This window comes from Nonomuraea sp. NPDC050202 (assembly GCF_040656115.1).
In the GTDB taxonomy this organism is placed as follows: domain Bacteria; phylum Actinomycetota; class Actinomycetes; order Streptosporangiales; family Streptosporangiaceae; genus Nonomuraea.
The window spans coordinates 352,832-373,347 of sequence record NZ_JBFALF010000007.1 but is presented as its reverse complement, the minus strand read 5'-3'; the positions used below and the strand labels follow the sequence as shown (position 1 = coordinate 373,347).

18 protein-coding genes are annotated in these 20,516 nt (G+C 70.6%); 8 read left to right on the top strand and 10 right to left on the bottom strand.

Annotation, left to right across the window (positions count from 1 at the left end; translation table 11 throughout):
* Positions 1 to 333 precede the first annotated feature (333 nt).
* The 5 genes from AB0I79_RS22740 to AB0I79_RS22720 all read left to right on the top strand — a co-directional run bounded on the left by AB0I79_RS22740 (position 334) and on the right by AB0I79_RS22720 (position 6,535).
* Positions 334 to 1,323, top strand: coding sequence for a LacI family DNA-binding transcriptional regulator (locus AB0I79_RS22740; RefSeq protein WP_357875959.1), 990 nt, complete (start codon positions 334 to 336; stop codon positions 1,321 to 1,323).
* Between the two features lie 537 nt (positions 1,324 to 1,860).
* Positions 1,861 to 3,213 (top strand): extracellular solute-binding protein, encoded by a 1,353-nt coding sequence (locus tag AB0I79_RS22735; RefSeq protein WP_357875957.1) that lies wholly within the window; start codon positions 1,861 to 1,863, stop codon positions 3,211 to 3,213.
* A gap of 4 nt (positions 3,214 to 3,217) precedes the next feature.
* A complete protein-coding gene (locus tag AB0I79_RS22730) occupies positions 3,218 to 4,084 on the top strand; it encodes a sugar ABC transporter permease (RefSeq protein WP_357875955.1) in 867 nt (288 codons plus the stop codon).
* Positions 4,081 to 5,013, top strand: coding sequence for a carbohydrate ABC transporter permease (locus AB0I79_RS22725; RefSeq protein WP_357875953.1), 933 nt, complete (start codon positions 4,081 to 4,083; stop codon positions 5,011 to 5,013). Before AB0I79_RS22730 ends, AB0I79_RS22725 begins: the two co-directional genes overlap by 4 nt.
* 4 nt (positions 5,014 to 5,017) lie before the next feature.
* Positions 5,018 to 6,535 carry a glycoside hydrolase family 13 protein gene (locus AB0I79_RS22720; RefSeq protein ID WP_357875951.1) on the top strand — a complete coding sequence of 506 codons (1,518 nt, stop codon included), beginning with the start codon at positions 5,018 to 5,020 and terminating at the stop codon, positions 6,533 to 6,535.
* Between the two features lie 155 nt (positions 6,536 to 6,690).
* Here AB0I79_RS22720 and AB0I79_RS22715 read toward each other — a convergent pair whose 3' ends face one another.
* The gene (locus AB0I79_RS22715) at positions 6,691 to 7,164 is read right to left on the bottom strand and encodes a GNAT family N-acetyltransferase (protein ID WP_357875949.1); all 474 of its coding nucleotides are present in this window, start codon (positions 7,162 to 7,164) and stop codon (positions 6,691 to 6,693) included.
* 64 nt (positions 7,165 to 7,228) lie between these two features.
* Here AB0I79_RS22715 and AB0I79_RS22710 point away from each other — a divergent pair, with 64 nt between their 5' ends.
* On the top strand, positions 7,229 to 7,756 hold the full coding sequence (locus AB0I79_RS22710; RefSeq protein WP_357875947.1) for a carboxymuconolactone decarboxylase family protein: 528 nt from the start codon (positions 7,229 to 7,231) through the stop codon (positions 7,754 to 7,756).
* A gap of 105 nt (positions 7,757 to 7,861) precedes the next feature.
* Here the strand turns inward: AB0I79_RS22710 and AB0I79_RS22705 are convergent, their stop codons facing one another.
* From AB0I79_RS22705 to AB0I79_RS22685, 5 genes are read right to left on the bottom strand one after another with little or no spacing between them, the layout of a single operon-like run.
* Positions 7,862 to 8,857 carry a LacI family DNA-binding transcriptional regulator gene (locus AB0I79_RS22705; protein WP_357875945.1) on the bottom strand — a complete coding sequence of 332 codons (996 nt, stop codon included), beginning with the start codon at positions 8,855 to 8,857 and terminating at the stop codon, positions 7,862 to 7,864.
* A gap of 33 nt (positions 8,858 to 8,890) precedes the next feature.
* Positions 8,891 to 10,261 carry a GH1 family beta-glucosidase gene (locus AB0I79_RS22700; protein ID WP_357875943.1) on the bottom strand — a complete coding sequence of 457 codons (1,371 nt, stop codon included), beginning with the start codon at positions 10,259 to 10,261 and terminating at the stop codon, positions 8,891 to 8,893.
* Positions 10,258 to 11,061, bottom strand: coding sequence for a carbohydrate ABC transporter permease (locus tag AB0I79_RS22695; RefSeq protein WP_357875941.1), 804 nt, complete (start codon positions 11,059 to 11,061; stop codon positions 10,258 to 10,260). The genes AB0I79_RS22700 and AB0I79_RS22695 overlap by 4 nt, the downstream gene beginning before the upstream one ends.
* Complete coding sequence (locus AB0I79_RS22690; protein WP_357875939.1) at positions 11,058 to 12,020, bottom strand: sugar ABC transporter permease; 963 nt, start codon at positions 12,018 to 12,020, stop codon at positions 11,058 to 11,060. Before AB0I79_RS22690 ends, AB0I79_RS22695 begins: the two co-directional genes overlap by 4 nt.
* On the bottom strand, positions 12,017 to 13,315 hold the full coding sequence (locus tag AB0I79_RS22685; protein ID WP_357875937.1) for an extracellular solute-binding protein: 1,299 nt from the start codon (positions 13,313 to 13,315) through the stop codon (positions 12,017 to 12,019). The genes AB0I79_RS22690 and AB0I79_RS22685 overlap by 4 nt, the downstream gene beginning before the upstream one ends.
* Positions 13,316 to 13,529: 214 nt before the next feature.
* On the opposite strand from AB0I79_RS22685, the gene fepB reads away from it, so the two are divergent.
* Positions 13,530 to 14,513, top strand: a complete 984-nt coding sequence (gene fepB, locus AB0I79_RS22680; protein ID WP_357875935.1) for a Fe2+-enterobactin ABC transporter substrate-binding protein — start codon at positions 13,530 to 13,532, stop codon at positions 14,511 to 14,513.
* Entirely contained in the window at positions 14,513 to 15,481 is a 969-nt protein-coding gene (locus AB0I79_RS22675) for an alpha/beta hydrolase-fold protein (protein WP_357875933.1), read from the top strand. Before fepB ends, AB0I79_RS22675 begins: the two co-directional genes overlap by 1 nt.
* Here the strand turns inward: AB0I79_RS22675 and AB0I79_RS22670 are convergent.
* Genes AB0I79_RS22670 through AB0I79_RS22655 form a run of 4 tightly spaced genes read right to left on the bottom strand, consistent with a single transcriptional unit; the run spans position 15,478 to position 20,443 of the window.
* Positions 15,478 to 16,488 (bottom strand): iron chelate uptake ABC transporter family permease subunit, encoded by a 1,011-nt coding sequence (locus AB0I79_RS22670; protein ID WP_357875932.1) that lies wholly within the window; start codon positions 16,486 to 16,488, stop codon positions 15,478 to 15,480. The two genes, AB0I79_RS22675 and AB0I79_RS22670, sit on opposite strands and share 4 nt — an antisense overlap.
* On the bottom strand, positions 16,485 to 17,456 hold the full coding sequence (locus AB0I79_RS22665) for an iron chelate uptake ABC transporter family permease subunit (RefSeq protein ID WP_357875930.1): 972 nt from the start codon (positions 17,454 to 17,456) through the stop codon (positions 16,485 to 16,487). Before AB0I79_RS22665 ends, AB0I79_RS22670 begins: the two co-directional genes overlap by 4 nt.
* A gap of 55 nt (positions 17,457 to 17,511) precedes the next feature.
* Positions 17,512 to 18,402 (bottom strand): serine/threonine-protein kinase, encoded by an 891-nt coding sequence (locus AB0I79_RS22660; protein ID WP_357875928.1) that lies wholly within the window; start codon positions 18,400 to 18,402, stop codon positions 17,512 to 17,514.
* A 40-nt stretch (positions 18,403 to 18,442) separates the two neighbouring features.
* Positions 18,443 to 20,443, bottom strand: coding sequence for an N-6 DNA methylase (locus tag AB0I79_RS22655; protein ID WP_357875927.1), 2,001 nt, complete (start codon positions 20,441 to 20,443; stop codon positions 18,443 to 18,445).
* Positions 20,444 to 20,516 lie beyond the last annotated feature (73 nt).

Below are 20,516 nucleotides of genomic sequence, written 5' to 3'. Positions count from 1 at the left end.
TTGCCGGCGGCGAGGTTGGTGTCGGCCGCGGCGTGCGCGGGCGGCGCGGCGAGGAATCCGATGAGTAACGCAAGGGCGGCTAACAGTGCTCTCATGGGGGTGGCCCTTCGGGTAAGGCGGATGGCCGAACCATAAGATGTCGCGCAGATAGCCGCAATATTTCGACTACATTTCGCAAACAGTTGACTGAATCTGAGCGTGCGTGGTCGTCTCCTGTTGCTGGTCAGAGAGCGGTAACCGGCAGGAAGCCCGGTGTGGGCGCGGTGCAAGCCACGACGTTCGATGGACGTAAGCCGTTGCAAGCGCTTGCGTGGAAGGCCGTATAGTTTGCGCATGACGCGACGACTCGCAGAGGTGGCCAAGAAGGTCGGGGTGAGCGAGGCGACCGTGAGCCGCGTGCTCAACGGCAAGCCGGGGGTGTCCGACGCGACCCGCGAGGCCGTGCTGACGGCGCTCGACGTGCTCGGCTACGAACGGCCCACCCAGCTCCGCGGCGACCGCGCCCGGCTGGTCGGCCTCGTGCTCCCGGAGCTGCAGAACCCGATCTTCCCCGCCTTCGCGGAAGTGGTCGGCGGCGCGCTGGCCCAGCAGGGCTTCACCTCCGTGCTGTGCACCCGCACGGTCGGTGGCGTCTCCGAGGCCGACTACGTCGACCTCCTGCTCCAGCAGCAGGTCAGCGGCGTGGTCTTCGCCGGCGGCCTGTACGCCCAGGCCGACGCCTCCCACGGCCACTACGAGCTGCTGCACGAGCGCAAACTCCCCACGGTCCTGGTCAACGCCGCGGTCCAGCACCTCGACTTCCCGCAGGTGTCGTGCGACGACGTGGTGGCCGCCGAGATGGCCATCGCCCACCTGCGCGCGCTCGGCCACGAGCGGATCGGCATGGTGCTCGGGCCCAAGGACCACATGCCGTCGCGGCGCAAGCTCGAGACCTTCCAGGCTTCGGGCGGGGACACGGAGCTGGTGGAGCACACGATGTTCTCCCTGGAAGGCGGGCACGCCGCCGCCGCCCGCCTGGTCAAGCGGGGCGTCACGGGCGTCATCTGCGCCAGCGACCTGCTCGCCCTGGGCACCGTACGCGCCGCCCGCCGCGCCGGCCTCGCCGTCCCGGCGGACATCTCGGTCATCGGCTTCGACGACTCGGCCCTGATGAACTGCACGGAGCCGCCTCTCACCACGGTCCGCCAGCCCATCGACGCGATGGGCCGGGCGGCGGTGGACCTGCTGGTGGCCCAGATCGACAAGGCGGTCGTGCCGGCGGACGAGCTCCTGTTCGAACCGGAACTCGTCGTCCGCGCCTCCACCACCCGCGCCCGTCCCTGACCCTCGGCACCACGCGGCCGTGGGACTTGCACGGGTGCGGGCCGGTGGCGGGCGAAGGCGTTACCCCACCTGGGCACGGCACAGCACCGCACGGCACCGGCCGAACGATGGGCGCCCAGGTCGGCGGCATGCGGCGGTGATGCACGTGGTCGTAACGCGGCGCGGAGTGACGAGGACACCTGTGCGGCAGGGCGGGGGCACCGGCGCGGCATGGACGCGTGTGGTGCCGGAGGCCGCGCCCTTGATGCGCCGGGTCGGCGGGATGGTGCGCTGTGTTGCGCAGGTGCGGGCCTCGCCCGCCGTCCCCGCATGCCGGTGGCGGAGCCCGCCGGTGACCGCCCGGAACGCCGGGGTTCCCTCGGGTGGCGAGCTCGTCGCCACCCGGCCCCCGAAGGTCGCCTGACCCCGGACGGCGCCAGGAGCGGCCTCTCCCTCCCGGCGTAACGCAGTCGTTATCTTGCAATATGAAGTCGAAATCTTGCGAACATACGTCACGGATCCTATGGTGTGGGCACCTCGCATCAGAAGGGTCAGACCATGCAGAGATCCACCGGACTCCTGCTCGTATCCGCGCTAGCCCTGTCCACCGCCGCCTGCGGTTCAGGGAGCGAGCCCGCCACGCCCACCGCCGGCGGCGCCAAGGCCGTGTCGATCACGGTGGCCTGCCAGCCCGCCAAGTCCGCGCCGAAGGAACGGCAGGCCTGGGACGATGACGTGGCCACGTTCATGAAGGCGCACCCCGGCGTGACGGTCAAGAGCACGGACCAGCAGCCGTGCTTCGACCCCAAGACGTTCGGCCCCAAGCTGGCGGGCGGCCAGATGGAGACGGCGTTCGTGGTGCCCGTGACGAACTACAACGACGTGATCTCCAAGGGCCAGGCCCTCGACATCACCCCGTACACCAGCGTGATCAAGAACTGGAACGACCTGCGCCCCGACCACAAGGAGCTCGTCACCAAGGACGGCAAGGTCTACGGCGTCCCGAACGTGCACTACAGCGTCGGCCTGGTCTACAACCGCGCCCTGTTCACCAAGGCCGGGCTGAACCCCGACGCCCCGCCCAAGACGTGGGCCGAGGTCCGCGAGGCGGCGAAGAAGATCGCCGGGCTCGGCCCCGGCTACGTCGGCTACGGCGAGTACTCCGGCGGCAACACCGGCGGCTGGCACTTCACCCAGGCCATCTACGGCCGCGGCGGCGACATCCTGACCCCCGACAACAAGAAGGCCGCGTTCAACTCGCCCGAGGGCAAGGCCGTGCTGCAGACCCTGCACGACATGCGCTGGGTGGACAACAGCATGGGCACCAAGCTCCTGGTCGGCTGGGAGTCGCTGATGGTCGCCATGGGCAGCGGCAAGGTCGGCATGATGCTCGGCGCGCCCGACGTGGTCACCGACGTGGTCAACAAGTTCAAGGGCAACGTCGCCGATTACGGCATCACCGGCTTCCCCGAGGCCAAGGCGTCGCTGAGCGGCGGCGAGGCGTTCATGATCAACCCGAAGGCCACGCCCGAGGAGGCCAAGGCCGCGCTGGAGTGGATCGACTTCCGCTTCAACACGGTCGGCAAGGGCCGCTTCGACTTCGCCCGCGGCAAGAGCCTCGGCAACCCCGTCGGCGTCCCCGACAACGCCGTCTACGGCGACTCGCCCACCGGCCAGGCCATCCAGGCCGACCGCGTGAAGAACGCCTCGCTGCCGGTCTCGAACTACGAGACCTACGTCCAGGCCGCCGGCACGATCCCGCCGAAGGCCGAGCCGCTGCACGCCCAGGAGCTGTACGCGATCCTCGACGTGGCCATGTCGGGCGTGCTGAGCCGTAAGGACGCCAGTATCGACCAGCTCCTCGCCGACGCGGAGACGAAGGCCAACTCGGTGCTGGCGGCCAAGGGCTGACCCTATGCAGATCTTGAGGCGCAATCTGACGGCCTACGGGTTCTTGTGCGCGGCGCTGGCGTGTTTCACGGTGTTCGCCTGGTATCCGATGGTCAGGGAGTTCATTCTGAGCTTCCAGAAGACCGACCTGATCAACGAGCCGATCTGGGTGGGCCTGGACAACTTCGTGACGGCGTTCCAGGACCCGGCCTTCGGCGAGGCGTGGCTGAACACGCTGGAGTTCACGTTCCTCGCACTGGTGTGTGGCTACGCCGTGCCGTTCGTCGTCGCGCTCGTGCTGAACGAGCTGCGCCACGCCCGGGCCTACCTGCGGTTCGTGGTCTACCTGCCGGTCATGCTGCCGCCGATCGTGGCGGTGCTGCTGTTCAGGTGGTTCTACGACCCGGGGCCCGGGCTGTTCAACCAGGTGCTCGACGTGTTCGGCCTGCCGCCGCTGGCCTGGCTGGACAGCTCCTCGACCGCGCTGATCTCCCTGGTCATCGTCTCGACCTGGATGAACATGGGCAGCGCGACGCTGATCTACCTGGCCGCGCTGCAGAACATCCCGCCGGAGCTGTACGAGGCCGCGGAGCTCGACGGGGCCGGCATCTGGAAGCGCATCAGGCACGTCACGATCCCGCAGACGCGGCTGATCCTGCTGCTCATGCTGATGCTGCAGATCGTGGCCACCATGCAGGTGTTCATCGAGCCGTACATGCTGACCGGCGGCGGCCCGGAGAACTCCACCGTCACGGTCGCGTACCTGATGTTCCAGAACGCGTTCACCCTGCAGGACTACGGCTCGGCGGGGGCGCTCGGCATGATGCTGATGATCGTGCTGCTCGTGTTCGCCGCCTTCCAGCTCCGCCTGACGAGGGAGGACAAGGCGTGATCTCCGTCGGAGCCGAGGCGACGCCCCGGGGCAAGCGGGGCAGGAAGCGGTCGCCGAGGCCGATCGAGGTGCAGTTCCGTACGATCGTCTCGCCGCACCAGCTCAACAGCAGGTGGGGCCGGCGCATCTACTGGCTCGTGCTGACAGCGGTGCTCGTGCTGTTCACGACGGCGTTCGTCTTCCCGCTCTACTGGATGGTCACCGGCGCGCTGAAGACGCCGGAGGAGCTGGCGCAGATGCCGCCCACGTTCTTCCCGGCCGATCCGACGCCGGACGCCTTCTTCGAGGCGTGGGACCTGTTCGACATCGGCACGCTGCTGCTGAACACCGGCTACTACTCGCTGGGCGGCTGGATCGTGTGCATGGCCGTGGACGTGTCGGCGGCGTACGCGCTGTCGAAGCTGCGGCCGATGTTCGGCAACGTCATCCTCGGCATGATGCTGGCCACGCTGATGATCCCGGCGATGGTCGTGCTCATCCCGCTGTACGTGACGGTCGTGGACCTGGGCCTGCTCAACAACCCGTGGGCGCTGTGGCTGCCCGCGGCGGCCAACGGGTTCAACATCTTCCTGCTCAAGCGCTTCTTCGACTCGATTCCCCGTGAACTGATCGAGGCCGCGCAGATCGACGGGGCGGGCGCGGTGCGGATCCTGCGTTCGGTGGTCCTGCCCATCTCCCGGCCCATCCTGGGCGTGGTGTCGATCTTCACGATCGTCACCTCGTTCAAGGACTTCGTCTGGCCGCTGCTCGTCATGACCGACAGCGACAAGATGACGATCAGCGTGGGCCTGTCGCAGACGGCCGGGGCCGTCACCCAGAACCAGGTCATGGGCGGCCTGCTGATCACCAGCATTCCCATGATCATTGTTTTCTTCATCTTTCAACGGCACATCATGGCGGGACTCACCGCCGGAAGCATCAAGGGATGAGCGCATGTCGCAAACGTGGTGGCGGGGGGCCGCGATCTACCAGGTCTACCTGCGTAGTTTCGCCGACGGGAACGGCGACGGCGCCGGCGATCTCGCCGGCCTGCGCTTCCGCCTGCCGTACTTGAAGGATCTGGGGATCGACGCCATCTGGCTCAACCCGTGGTATCCGTCGCCGATGGCCGACGGCGGCTACGACGTGGCCGACTACCGCGACATCGAGCCGGTCTTCGGGACGCTGGAAGAGGCCGAGCGGTTCATCGAGGAGGCGCACCAGCTCGACATCAAGGTCATCATCGACGTCGTGCCGAACCACAGCTCCACCGAGAGCGCCTGGTTCAAGGAGGCGCTGGCGAACCCGGCGGCCCGCGACCGGTTCTGGTTCGCCGACGAGCCGCTGAACGACTGGCAGTCCATCTTCGGCGGCTCGGCCTGGACGCAGGTGCCCGACGGGCAGTGGTACCTGCACCTGTTCGCCCCGGAGCAGCCGGACTTCAACTGGAACAACCCGGAGGTCCACCAGGAGTTCGAGGACGTGCTGCGCTTCTGGTTCGACCGGGGCGTGGACGGCGTGCGCATCGACTCCGCCGCACTGCTGATCAAGTCAGACACCGCCTACGAAGACCTCGACGAGGTCCACGACGTCTACCGCCGGTGGCGCGAGGTGGCCGACGAGTACGACGAGCGCATCCTGATCGGGGAGGTCTGGCTCCCCGACCAGGAGCGTTTCGCCCGGTACCTGCGCCCCGACGAGCTGCACACGGCTTTCAACTTCGACTTCCTGTCCTGCGCCTGGGAGCCCGCCGACCTGCGCAGGTCGATCGAGCTGACGCTGGCCACGCACACCCCCATCGGCGCCCCGCCGACGTGGGTGCTGTCCAACCACGACGTGACCAGGCCCGTCACCCGGTACGGCCGCGCCGACACCTCCTTCGCCCACGGCGGTGCCCTGCACGGCACCCCGACGGACCTGGAGCTGGGCTACCGGCGGGCCCGCGCCGCGGCGCTGCTGGCCATGGCGCTGCCCGGCTCCGTCTACGTCTACCAGGGGGAGGAGCTGGGCCTGCCGGAGGTGGAGGACCTGCCGGACGAGGTGCGCCAGGACCCGATGTACGCCCGCTCCGGCGGCACGAACCCGGGCCGCGACGGCTGCCGTATCCCGCTGCCGTGGTCGGGTGAGGAGCCGCCGTTCGGCTTCGGCACGGGCACGCCGTGGCTGCCGCAGCCGGAGGGCTGGCGCAAGCTGACGGCCGAGGCGCAGCGTACGGACCTGGGGTCGATGCTGAACCTCTACCGCACGGCGCTGGGCATCCGGCGGCGGCTGCTCGGGGACGGCACGCTGACCTGGCTGCCACTGGGCGAGCAGGTGCTGGCCTTCACCCGCGACTCCGGCCTGACCTGCGTCACGAACCTGGGCCCGGACGCGGTGCCGCTGCCGCCGGGCAAGGTCCTGCTGGCCAGCGGGCCGGTCGTGGACGGCCTGCTGCCGTCCGACACCACGGCCTGGCTCTCCCCGGAGAGCTGACGATCCGGCGCAGTACCTCGACCCCCCTACGCCGTGTCCGCCGGGCGGCGGCTCGGACATCGCCGCCCGGCTGCCGGCGTTGGGGAGGGCCCGCCTGCTACGAGCGCCCGTTTGCCGGACCCACCGAAACCGGTCGCGAGAGCGTGATCAGCCGTTCATGGCGTCAACGTCACCACGTATCGCCGCAGCCCTCCCTCCGCCCCCTCGAACACCGCTCCGAGCCGCTCGGCCAGCCGCTGGGAGGTCACGTTGCCGTCGTCGGTCTCGATGAGGACCTCCTTCAGCCGGGCCCGCTTCCCCGCCGCGAGCACCGCCTGAGCCGCCTCGGCCGCCAGCCCCGCGCCCCAGTACCCGGGATCCAGGCTGTAGATGATCTCGACCCGCTCCTCGCCGCGCCGCCGCAGCCCGCACACCCCGATGAGCACGTCCTGAAGGAAGACCTGCCAAAGGCCGTACCCGCGCCGCGCGAAGTCGGCCTCGCTGTCGCGCAGCAGCGTCTCGGCCAGCCGGGGATCGACCTCCCTGTCGTCGAACAGGTAGCGCTTGACCTGAGGGTCGTTCCAGTGCCGCACGAGCGCGCCGAGATCGCGCAGCCCGGCGGGACGCAGCTCCAGCCGTTTCGTGGACATCGCCGTCATGCCTCCACAGAACACCTCGCCGGAGGCGCGGAGAAGGGCCGGTTACGATCGCGGGATGGCACGCCTGCGCAGGACGCCCCCGAACGAGCTGGACCCGGAGGCCCGGGCGCTCTACGACAAGATCACCTCAGGGCCGCGGGGCCGGTTCATGGTCGACGAGGAGGGCGGGCTCACCGGGCCGTTCAACGCGATGCTGCTCAGCCCGCCCCTCGGCGGCCCGCTCCAGGAGCTGGGCGCCGCCGTCCGTTACCGCTCCACGCTCACCGGCCGGGCGCGGGAGCTGGCGATCCTGGTCGTGGCCGGGCACCACGACAGCGCGTTCGAGCGGGCCGCCCACGAGCCGATCGCCCGCGAGCTGGGCTTCACCGAGGAGCAGCTCCAGGCGTTGCGCGACGGCTCGCCCCTGACGCTCGCCGACCCGGCCGAGGCGGCGGTGCTGCGCGTGGCCAGGGCCCTGGTGGCGAAGGGGGACCTGGATGAGGAGGAGTACGCGGTGCTGGGGGAGCGGGAGCTGTTCGAGCTGACCACGCTGGTCGGCTACTACTCCACCCTCGCTCTCCAGCTCCGCGTCTTCCGCGTGTGAACCGGCCTCGGCGGCTCGGGCCCCCGGGGCCGTGCCGACCAGACAGGAGATCCGGACGAACGCGTCGGCCGCGTTCGAGCCGGCGGCGGGGGCGTGGCCGACGGGCTAGGCCGACTCCCTGATCACCAGCTCCGTGGGCAGGATGATCGGATCGGTCGGCCCGCCCTCGAACAGGTTGAGCAGCAGCCTGACCATGGCCGCCGCCTGCTCCACGACCGGGTGCCGGAGCGTCGTCAGCGGCGGCTCGGTGTACTTCGCCGCCTCGATGTCGTCGAAGCCCACCACCGCCACGTCGTCGGGCACCCGCCGCCCGGCCTGCCGCAGCGACTGCAACGCCCCGACCGCCATCAGGTCGTTGGCCACGAACACGGCGTCCAGCGCCGGATCGTCGCCGAGGAGCTGGCGCATCGCGATCGCGCCCGACTCGCGGGTGAAGTCGCCCACCGCCACGATCGAGCGGCGGTCGGAGTCGCGCAGCACGTTGCGGTAGCCGGCCAGGCGGTCCTGGCCGGCGATCATGTCCTGCGGCCCGGCGATGGTGGCGATCCTGCGCCGCCCTGTCTCCACCAGGTGCCGCACCCCGGCCTCGGCCCCGCCGACGTTGTCGTTGTCGACGAACGGGATGTCCACCGGCACGGCGGGCCGCCCGTAGGAGACGACCGGCACGCGCAGCCGCGACAGCGCGGACGGCAGCGGGTCGGCGCCGTGCATGGACAGCAGCATCACGCCGTCGACGTGGCCGCCGGCGATGTAACGCTCCACCCTGGCGTGACTCTTGGGCGAGGACGCCAGCATCAGCACGACCTGCTTGTTGATCGCCTCCAGCTCCACCGAGGCGGACCTGATCGCCGTGGAGAACAGCGGGTCCTCGGAGAACACCCGCGTCCCCGGCTCGCTCACGACCAGGGCCACGGAGTCGGTGCGCTGGGTGACCAGGCTGCGCGCGGCGGAGTTGGGCACGTACCCCAGCTCGTCGATCGCGCGCAGCACGGCGTCGCGGATGTGCGGCGCCACCGTCGTCTGCCCGTTGACCACCCGGGAGGCGGTGGCGCGCGAAACGCCCGCGCGGGCGGCGACCGCCTCAAGGGTCGGGCGCCTCATGTCTGCACCAGGAGGGAGAGCACGTCAAAGAATCTACAGGCCGTTTCTGCCGATCACGTCCCGGTACCACAGCGCGCTGTCCTTGGGCACCCGCTCCAGCGTCGCGTAGTCCACGTGCACGATGCCGAAGCGCCGCCGGTAACCCTCGGCCCACTCGAAGTTGTCCAGCAGCGACCACACCAGGTAACCCCGCAGGTCCGCGCCCGCCTCGATGGCCCGGTGCACCTCGCGCAGATGCCCGTCCAGGTACGCCACCCGCTCGTCGTCGTGCACCCGGCCGTCCTGCACGACGTCGTCGAAGGCCGCGCCGTTCTCGGTCACCATGAGGCCGACCTGCGGGTAGTCCTGGGAGAGCCGGACGAGCAGCCTCGACAGCCCGTCCGGCACGATGGGCCAGCCCATCGCGGTCGTCGGCGCGTCCGCCGTGGCGAACCTGACGTTCTCCGAGCCCGGCCAGGCGGCGTCGGCCGGCAGCCCGGGGCCCGACTCCACCACGCACGGGTTGTAGTAGTTGACGCCGATCAGGTCGATCGGGGCGTTGATCAGCTCCAGGTCGCCGTCGTGGATGTGGTCCGTCCCGCCGTTGCGGGCCGCCGCGTCCAGCACCTCCTCGGGGTAGGTCCCGTACACGGCCGGGTCGAGGAACTGCCTGGTCAGCAGCGTGTGGATGCGGTGCACCGCGGCCGCGTCCGCCTCGCTGGGCACCGCCGACGGGTCGTTGACCTGGGCGGGGGTGAGCACGGGGGAGGAGTTGACGACCAGCATGATGCGCCGCGCGCCGGCCTCGCGCAGCCGCCGGGCCGCCAGCCCGTGGCCGAGCAGCAGGTGGTGGGCCGAGCGCATGGCGTCGGCCGGGCGGCGGCGGCCCGGCGCGTGCACGCCGTTGCCGTAGCCGAGGAAGGCGGCCACCCAGGGCTCGTTCAGCGTGGCCCAGTCGGCGACGCGGTCCCCGAGCCTGGCGTGCACGGCCTCGGCGTAGTCGGCGAAGCGGTAGGCGGTGTCGCGGTTCGTCCAGCCGCCGCGGTCTTCGAGAGCTTGGGGGAGATCCCAGTGATAAAGCGTGACATAAGGCGAAATTCCGGCGGCCAGGAGTTCATCTACGAGCTTGTCGTAGAACGCCAGGCCGCGGGGGTTGACCGAGCCCTCGCCGTCCGGCTGGATGCGCGGCCAGGCCACCGAGAACCGGTAGGCCGCCAGCCGTAGCTCGCGCATCAGCCCGATGTCGTCACGGAAGCGGTGATAGTGATCGCAGGCCACGTCGCCGGTGTCGCCGTCGGCCACGTTCCCGGGGGTGTGGGAGAAGGTGTCCCAGATCGACTGGCCCCGCCCGTCCTCCTTGACCGCCCCCTCGATCTGGTACGAGGCCGTGGCGGCGCCCCAGACGAAGTCCTCGGGAAAGATCATCCCTTAACAGCTCCTTGCATGATTCCACCGATGATTTGCTTGCCGAACAGGGCGAAGACGGCCACGAGCGGCAGGGTCCCGATCGCCGTTCCCGCCAGGCCGAGCACGTAGTCGTTGACGTACCCGCTGGCCAGGGTCGACAGCGCCACCTGGACGGTCGGATTGTCCGGGTTGAGCACGACCAGCGGCCAGAAGTAGTCGTTCCAGGCCGACATGAACGTCAGCATGCCCAGCACCGCCGCCGCCGGACGCGCGGCCGGCAGCACGACGTGCCAGAACAGCCCCCACGTCGAGCAGCCGTCCACCCGCCCGGCCTCCAGCAGCTCGGTGGGCAGGGCGCGCGAGAGGTACTGCGTCATGAAGAACACGCCGAACGCGTTGACCAGCGCCGGCACGATGAGCGCGTAGTTGGTGCCGGTCCACTCCAGCTTCACCATGAGCATGTAGAGCGGGATGATGCCGAGCTGCGCGGGGACCATCATGGTCGCGACCGTGATCACGAGCATGATGTTCCTGCCCCTGAACTTCAGCTTGGCGAAGGCGAACCCGGCCAGCGTCGAGAAGAACATCACCGCGATCGAGATCGACCCCGCCACGATGAACGAGTTGGCCAGCGCGAGCCCGAAGGGCACGGTGTCGAAGACCCGGGAGACGTTGGCGAAGAAGTTCCCGCCCGGGATCAGCGGCGGCGGCACCTCGGCCAGCGCGGAGTTGTGCCTGGAGGCCACCACGACGCTGTAGTACAGCGGGAACGCCGAGAAGAAGGCCACCGCGGTCAGGGTGAGGTAACGCAGTCTCACACCAGACCTCCCTTCACCTTGCGGGTGATCAGGAAGTTGATCCCGGCGACGACCACCACGGCCACGAACATCAGCCACGACGCCGCCGAGGCGTAGCCGAAGTCGAACGTCGAGTTCGCGAAGCCCTGCTCGTAGACGAACAGCGCCAGCGTCTGGAACTGGCGGTCGGGGCCGCCCGTGGCGATGCCGCCACCGCCGCCGCTGCTCTGCCCGAACAGCATGGGTTCGGCGATGATCTGCATGGCGTCGATCGTGGAGACGATGACCACGAAGATGATGGTCGGGCGGATCATCGGGATCGTGATCCGGCGGAGTTGGGTGAAGTTGCTCGCGCCGTCCAGGGTCGCGGCCTCGTACAGCTCGCGCGGGACGGCCTGCATGGCGGCCAGGAAGATCAGCGCGTTGTAACCGGTCCAGCGCCACATGATCATCACTGACAGCGCCACGTGCGAGGTGGCCGTGCCCGCCGCCCAGTCGATGTGGCCGACCCCGAACCAGGACAGCATCCAGTTGATCAGCCCGAAGTCCCGGCCGAAGAGCTGGCTGAAGATCACCACGACCGCGACCACGCTCGTGACGTTCGGCAGCAGCAGGGAGATCCTGAACAGCGTCTGGAACCTCAGCCGCCGGTTGAGCAGGTGCGCCAGCCAGATGGCCAGCGCGAGCTGCGGCACGGTCGACAACACGCCGATGGACAGGGTGTTGAAGGTGGCGTTCCAGAAGTACGCGTCGGTGAGCAGCGTCGAGTAGTTGCCGAGCCCGACGAACTCCTGCGTCTCGGACAGCAGCGTCCACTCGTGCAGGCTCACCCAGGCCGTGTAGACCAGCGGGAACAGGCCGAAGGCGCAGAACAGCAGGAAGAACGGGGCCACGTAGGCGTACGGCGACACCCTCACGTCGAGGGTGTGCCGCACGCTGCGCCTACGCCGTCGCGTGACCGCGAGGGGAAGGGTGCTCATTTGATCTTCTTGACGTCCTCGATCACCTGTGCCCACGCCTCGTCCGGCGTCTGCTTGCCCTGCTCGACGCGCCCGAGGCCGTTGCCGATGGCCGTGCGCACGTCGGCCTCCTTCGGGCCGAGGTGCTGCGGCTTGAGCGCCTTGGCGGCGTCGGAGTAGATCTTGCCGATGGGGGCGTCGCCGAAGAACGGCTTGGTGAAGTTCTGGATCGACGGGTCGTCGTACAGGGCCGGGATGGACGGGAACGTGCCCTCCTCCTTGAAGACCTTGGCCTGGTTCTCCTTGGAGGTGAGGAAGTCGATCAGCTCGGCCGCCTCCTTGGGGTGCTTGCTCTGCTTGGGCACCATCAGGTGCGAGCCGCCGCTGTTGCCGGAGCCGCCGGGCACGTTCGCGATGTCCCACTTGCCGGCCGAGTCCTTGGCCTGCTCCTGGATGAAGCCGGTCATCCAGGCCGGGCAGATGATCGTGGCGAACGAGCCCTTGGCGAAGCCGGTGTTCCACGGCGGCGAGAAGGCGGCCAGCTTGGCGGTCAGGCCGTCGGCGGTGAGCTGGTTCGACAGGTCCCAGGCCTTCTTCACGTCGGGGTTGGACTCGACGATGATGTTGTCCTGGGCGTCGTACAGGCCGACGGGGGCCTGGTTGACCATGGCGCGGAAGATCTCGCCGGGGGAGTCCACGAACTTGGCGCCGGCCACGTTCGCCGCGGCGAACTTCTTGCCCGTCTCGATGTACTGCTCCCACGTCGGCCAGAGCGCCGACACCTGCTCGCGCTCCTCGGGCAGCCCGGCCTTCTTGAACAGGTCCTTGCGGTAGCACATGGCCAGGCCGCCCACGTCGGTGCCGAGGCCGAGGACCTGCGCGCCGTCCTTGCTCAGGCCCTGCTGCCACTTCCAGTCGAGGTAGTCCGGCTGGCGCTTGTCGAGCCCGTACTGCTTGAGGTCCACGAACTTGCCCGGCTGGGCGGTGAACGTGCTGATGTAGCCCACCTCGACCGCTGCGACGTCCCCCGCGCCCGCGTTCGTGGCCAGCCGCTTGACCAGGTTGCTGTGGTGGTCGTTGAACTGCGTGACGTTCTCGACGATCTCGATGTTCGGGTGGGTCTTCTTGTATTCCGCGTAGAGCGGTTTGAAGCCGAAGTCGCCGAACAGGTCGACCGTCAGCTTGATCTTCTCTCCGGGCTTGGCGCTCGACTCGGTGGCGGTGTTGCCGCCTCCTCCGCCGCCGCACGCCGTCGCCAGGGCGAGGACGGACGCGGTGAGCAACGGCAGGCCGAGCCGCCGGATGCGAGGGGCCATGGGAAACCCTCCTGGGTCATGCTTGAGGAACAGAGTGAGAGAGCGCTCTCTCATGAGAGTCCCGGTGCTCACACGCTGCTGTCAACGAAGGTTAAATAACGATCCGTGTAACCGGAGAGAGCGCGTTCTTCACCTGGCCACCCCTCGGGGAGCTCACCAGGTGGTTAGGTTAGCTGCCCTAATTGACATGAGGTTCACCTGACTTGGAGTTGATGTGGCATCCCTCATCCGCGCCGGCCTCGCGGCGCTCCTGGCGGCGGTCGGCCTCGCCGCGTGCGGGTCCGGCGGCGAGGAGGCCGCCGGGACCTCGGCGCAGAGCGGTCCGACACGTACGGTGCGGCACGAGGCCGGCACGACCGAGGTGCCCGCCACGCCGAAGCGCATCGTGTCCACCAGCGTCACGATGACCGGCCAGCTGCTCGCGATCGGCGCCCCCGTCGTGTCCTCCCAGGCGACCCCTCCCGGCCCCATCACCGACGCCAACGGCTTCTTCAAGCAGTGGTCCGAGGCGGCCACCAAGGCCGGCGTGAGCGTGCTGTACCAGGGTTACGAGGCCGACATCGAGAAGGTCATCGCGGCCAAGCCCGACCTCATCGTCGGCAGCGCCTCCGGCGCCGACAGCACCGCCAAGGTCTACGACCAGCTCAAGGCCGTCGCGCCGACCATCCTGTTCCGGCACGACAACGTGACCTGGCAGGAGCTGAGCACCAAGCTCGGCCAGGCGCTCGGCCTGGAGGCGAACGCCGCCAAGGTCGTCGCCGGCTACGACCAGCGCGTCGCCGAGGTCAAGGCCAAGATCAAGGTTCCCGCCGAGGAAGCCGTCATCCTGCGCGACAACAACACCGACATCCCGGTCTTCACCGAGGCCTCCGCCCAGGGCGGCCTGCTCACCGCGCTCGGCTTCAAGCTGCACCCGGTCGACGCGGCGCTGGCCGCCGAGTCCACCAAGGAGGGCGGCGGCCGCAAGGACATCGTGAACATCTCCCAGGAGAACGTCATCAAGGCGTTCGGCGACAGCTCGATCTTCTTCGCCGGCCACAGCGCCGAGCAGATCGCCGCCACCGAGGCCAAGGCCCTGTGGAAGGACCTGCCCGCCGTCACCGGCAAGCGGGTCCACGACCTGGGCATCGACGCCTTCCGCATCGACTACTACAGCGCCTCCAACATCCTCGGCCGGATCGAGCAGCAGTTCTCCTGATGCGCGATCTCCCGCCGCGGGTCCCCAGGCCCGCACCTCCGCAGACCCTGCTCACTCCCGCGCCCGGCGTGGACTCCTCGCCGCTGGTGACCGAGGTGGACGCCGGCCACCGCGCCGTGACGTTCCAGTGGCGTGGCGCGGCCTCGGAGGTGCGGGTGCTGGCCAACAAGCTGACCCATGACACCGATGCCGCGCTGATGGAGCGCACCGGCGACCGCTGGCACCGCACGTACGTGGTGCCGGCCGGCTGGCGCGCCTCGTACCGGCTGTCCGTGGACGGCGCCGTCGTCACCGACCCGCTCAACCCGCGGGTCTGGCGGGGCTTCTCGGTCGCCGAGACCGCCCCGCCGTCGCCCTGGCTCGCCCCGTGCGCCGAGCCGGGGCACGAGCTCACCCGCCATCCGAACGGCTGGCGGTACGACCCGGCACGCCCGCCGCGCGCCACTCTGGTGGTCCTGGACGGCGAGCACTGGGTGGACGACCTGCCGGTCATGCTCGACAACCTCATCGAGGCGGGGGCGCTGCCCCCGGTCACGGCCTGGCTGGTGGAGTCGGGGCCCGACCGGGCGCGGCTGCTCACCTGCGACCCGGAGTTCGTGGACGCGCTGCCGTACGAAGGGGCGACGGTGATCGCCGGGCAGAGCTTCGGCGGGCTGGCGGCCGTCTACGCCGCCCACCGCCGGCCCGACCGGTTCGTGGCGGCGGTGTCGCAGTCGGGCTCGTTCTGGTGGCCCAACGGCCCGGAGCCGGAATGGCTCACGGGCGAGCTGGCCAGGACGGCGCCGCCCACGGTGCACCTCCAGGTCGGCACCGACGAATGGGCCCTGACGGGGCCGACGGCGCGGCTGCGCGAGCGGCTGGGGGAGACGAGCACGTTCCACGAGTACGCGGGCGGCCACGACCGCTACTGCTGGCGCAACGAGCTCGCCGACGCCCTCATCACCGCCTTCGCCGCCCTGCCCCGCTAACGGCGCCACTCCCGATACAGCAGCCAGGCCAGGTACAACCCGCCGAGCCCCCCGGTCAGCACCCCCACGGGAAGCTGGCCGGGCGTGGGCAGCCGCTGCGCCACCAGGTCGGCGGCCCCCAGCAACAGCGCCCCCATGGCGGCCGACGACGCGATCCCCGGGCCGGGCGCCCGCGTGACCCGCCTGGCGAGCTGTGGCGCCGCCAGCGCGACGAACCCGACCGGCCCCGCGCTCGACACGGCCACTCCCGACAGCCCGACCGCGATCAGCAGCAGCACCAGCCGCAGCCTCTCCACCCGCAACCCCAGGGCTCCCGCCGCGGCGTCCCCCATCTCCATCAGCGCCGCCGACCGGCTCAACCCCAGCGCGACCGGCAGCCCCGCCACGACGGCCAGCGCCACGGGCCAGACCCGCTCCCAGTTCGCCCCCGCCAGGCTGCCGATCAGCCACACCTTGGCGCCCTGCGACTCGTACAGGTCGGCCCGGGTCAGCAGGTACGCGATCAGCGAGTGCAGCATCGCCGTCACCCCCACGCCGACCAGCACCAGCCGCGTCCCCTTGACGCCCCGCCTGAACGACAGCGCGTACACCAGCAGCCCCGCCGCCAGCCCGCACACCAGGGCCCCCAGCGAGACCCCGCTCTCGGAGCCCAGGACGAGGATCATCAGCACGGCTCCGGCGGCGGCCCCGGCGTTCACGCCGATGACGTCCGGGCTGCCCAGCGGGTTGCGCGACAGGCTCTGCACCACCGCCCCGCCGACGCCCAGCGCCGCGCCCACGAACAGGGCCAGCAGCACCCGGGGCGCGCGCAACGTGTAGACGACCAGCTCGGTGGCGGCGTCGCCGTACCCGAAGAGCGTCCGCAGCGCGTCGCCCGTGGACAGGGCCGAGCCGGTGGTCAGCGCGACCAGGGCCAGCGCGGCGCTCGCCGCGAGCAGGCACCCCATCACCACGCAGGCCCGCACGTGGACGCGCAGCGCCAGCCCCGAGATCCGCAGCGTCCTCACGCCGCCACCGCCTTCCGCCGCCGCAGCAGGTAGATGAAGATCGGCCCGCCCACGAACGCGGTCACGATGCCGCTCTCCAGCTCTCCCGGCCGGACGACCACCCGCCTCAGCACGTCGGCGGCCAGCAGCAGCGCGGGGGCGAGCACCGCCGAGTACGCCAGCACCCAGCGGTGGTCAGGCCCGGTGAAGGCGCGTACGGCGTGCGGCGCCATCAGCCCGATGAACCCGATCGGCCCGGCAGCCGCCGTCGCCGCCCCGCACAGCAGCGTGATCGCCACCCCGGCCAGCAGCCGGGTACGCCCCAGCCGCACGCCCAGGGCCCGCCCGGTCTGCTCGCCCAGCGCGATCACGTTCAGCCCGCGCCCGAGGCCCAGCGCCAGCAGCGAACCCACCAGCACGAACGGCGCCACCTGCGCCACCACGTCCAGCGAGCGCCCGGCCAGCGCCCCGACGTCCCAGAACCGCCACTGGTCGAACACGCCGGAGTCCAGCGCCAGCACCCCGTTGATCGCGGCCACCAGCGAGGCGCTGATCGCGGATCCCGCCAGCACGAGGCGGGTGGGGTGGTGGGCGCCGAGCGCGTACACGGCCACGGCCGCCACCAGCGCGCCCGCCATCGAGAACCACACCCAGGTGGTCATGTCGTGCGCCCCGAAGAACAGGATCGAGCAGACGACGGCCAGCGAGGCGCCCGAGTTCACGCCGAGGAGCCCGGGGTCGGCCAGCGGGTTGCGGGTCAGCCCCTGCATGAGCGCGCCCGCCAGGCCCAGCGCCAGGCCGACGCAGAGGCCGAGCAGCGTGCGGGGCAGGCGGAGGTCGTGGATCACGGCGGCCGTCTCCCCGCCGTCGGGGTGCCAGAACTGCTGCCACACCTCGCCGATGGGTATCGCCTGCGCGCCGACCGCCAGGCTCAACGCCGCCATGGCCACCAGCACCGCCAGGGACAGCCCGAGTCCCGTCCACCGCATACACCTTCTCCTTGTTAGGCAAGGCTTACCTTAGCGGTGGCTTCCGCCGGGGAAGTCAGGTGGTCAGGACGCGTCCGGCCATCCGCGCGTACATGCGGCCCGGGCTCGGCGCCTCGGCCAGGAAGCCGGGCAACATCGGCAGGTCCACGGCGAACGGGTCGAGCCGCCCGTACAGCTCGTCGGCGTCGGCGGGCCGGTCGTCCGGCTGCTTCTCCAGCAGTTGCGCCAGCAGCGCGCTCAGCGGCTCCGGCAGCCCCGGGATCCGCGGCGGACGCTCCTTGACCTGCTTCTCGAAGACCACGTAGTCGGTCGGCCCGGTGAAGAGCTGACGCCCGCTCAGCATCTCGTGCAGCACGCACCCGAGCGCGTACAGATCGCTGCGCGGCTCGGCGACGCCGTGCTGGATCTGCTCGGGAGCCATGTACGCCGGAGTGCCCAGGATCTGCCCGATCCTGGTGAACGTGGTGACGTCCGACTCCCGCAGCATGGCCAGCCCGAAGTCCAGCACCTTCACGCTGCCGTCCGGGCAGAGCATGAGGTTGGTCGGCTTGAGGTCGCGATGGCAGATGGCCAGGGCGTGCGCCGCCGACAGCACCGCGCACGCCTGCGCCGCGATCGCCGCGGCCCACGGCACCGGCAGCGGCCCGTGCTCGTGCACCACGTCGGCCACCGTGACGCCCTCGATGAACTGCATCACCTGGTAGAGCCGCTGCTCGTGGGTGCCGAAGTCGTACAGGACGGGAGCCCCCGGATGCTCCAGCCGGGCCAGGATGCGCGCCTCGCGGATGAACCTGCGCTCCAGCTCCTGATCGGGCCCGCTGGGCAGCCGCAGCAGCTTCACCGCGACCCGCCGGTCGAGGTGGCGGTCGTGACCCGCGTAGACGGCGCCCATGCCGCCTTGCCCAAGAGGGAGGTCGTCGAGCTCATAGCGGTCACCGATGACCATCAACGCCCCTCCCGCAGCCTTTCGGGGAAAAACTACACCGTCAGGACTGCGGGTGCAGGTGGCCGTCGGCGAGGCCGTCGAGGCCCAGCCGGATCAGCGTCTGCCCCAGCGTCGAGGTCTCACGGATGGCGTCCTCCAGCACGGCGAGTTGCCTGAACGCCTCGCCGTACGCCTTCTGCTCCTTCAGCGACAGCCGCGGCAGGCGGGTGCGCCGCACGTCGAACCTGCTGGAGCCGGTCGTCACCCGCCCGCCCGCGGCCCGCAGGAAGCCGGCCAGGAAGTCGGGGTCGAGCCTGCGCGCATCCACCCGGTACAGCGTTAGGTGCGGCCCCAGCACGGCGCCGCCGCCGTCCTCCACCACCCGCACGGCCGAGTAGGAGGCCACCACGTCGCCGGGGTGGATCGGCACGAGCCCCTGCTGAACGGTGGTCAGGCCGGACGGGGCGCCGCCGCTGAGCACGTCGTCGGAGGTCAGGACCGGCACGTCGCCGCCGTCGGCGGACATCTTGGGCGGGGCCTGGGACGTGGTCACCAGCCCCTCCTTGATCAGGTCGCCCAGCGTGGTCGCGGGCTGGTCGAGCGGCTGCTCCAGCACCTTCAGGTCCGGCGGCACGGCCGCCGCCGCGAGGAAACGGTCGCGGGCCTCGGCGAACGCCCGGCCCACGTCGTCGCGCCGCTGGTGCCGGGCCGGGGTCATGTCGACCTCGTCGGCCAGCAGGTCGATGATGCGTACGGTCTGGTCGGAACGGTCCTCCAGGTACGCCTGCCAGGCCGGCTCGACCACCGACAGGTCGGCCGTGGCGTCCAGGATGAGCACCTCGGACGGCGGTCGCTCACCGGCCGCCGGGCGGCGCAGCAGCCACAGGTCGGAGCCGGGCAGCGCGACGACCGCCCGCAACGCGCCCGCGCGCAGCAGGTTGGCGCGGATGCGGCGGCCCGCCTTGCGGCTGGCGGCGGCCGGCGGCATGAGGATGGCGACCAGGCCGCGCGGCTTGACGTGGGTGAGGCAGTGCTGCACCCAGGCCAGCTCCGGCTCGCCGCGCGGCGGCAGCCCGTACTCCCAGCGCGGGTCGCCGGTCAGCTCCTCGTAGCCCCAGGCCCGCTCGTTGAACGGCGGGTCGCACACCACGGCGTCGGCCCGCTCGCCCGCGAAGCCGTCGTGCCGCATGGTGTCGCCGGCCACGATCCTGGCCTCGACGCCGCGCAGCAGCAGCCTGGCGGCGGTGATCGCGGCGGAGGTCTCGCTCAGCTCCTGCCCGAGCACCCGCGCCGGGGCGAGGCCGCTCGGCGGGTGGGCGGCGTCCTCTCCGTTCGAGGCCCGCGGCGGGTTGGCGCCGTCCTCTCCGTTCGAGGCCCGCGGCGGGTTGGCGCCGCTCTCCCCGTTCGTGGTCCGCGCCGGATCGGCGTCGCCCTCTCCGTTCGTGGTCCGCGCCGAGGTGACGCCGCTCTCCCCGTCCGGTGTCCGCGCCGCGGAGCCGGGGGCGAGCAGCAGGGTGCCGACGCCGCAGGCCGGGTCGAGTACGGTCGCGCCGCCGGCGCTCACGAGCCGCACCATCAGCGCGGCGACGTCCTCCCGGGTGACCGAGAGCTGCCGGGAGTGGGCTTCGAGGTAACGCTCGCAGAGGAACTCGTACGCGGCCGACGCGCCGTGCTGCTCGCCCAGCTCGCGGACGAGCTCGGCCAGCTCGGGATCGAGCCCGCCGCCGGCGCTCTCCTCCCGGCTCGCCCCGGTCACCAGGGTTCCGGCCTGGCCGGCCCCGGTCAGCAGGACTCCGGCCTGGGCCACCAGCTCGCCCAGCCGCAAATCACCCGCGGCTTTCAGGCGTTGCCAGACCCGATCTCCCAGCGATACCTGGTAGGACTTCCCATAGCGCCGCAGCCAGGACTCGACCTGCCGCAGCGAGAACAGCGGCTGGTTGGCGGTGCCGCCGATGGGCTGGGGGAAGTCGTCGTGGCGACGGCGCCAGTTGCTCACCGCGGCACGCCCGACACCCGCGAGCCGGGCGATGTCCCCGGCGTTCACGGTCGGGTCGTGGCTCATGGAGCCCACAGTAGTTCACAAGAGTCTTCAGCGCATCTGCTTGTGAAGTCTTTCAACCAATGATTTACTGCAG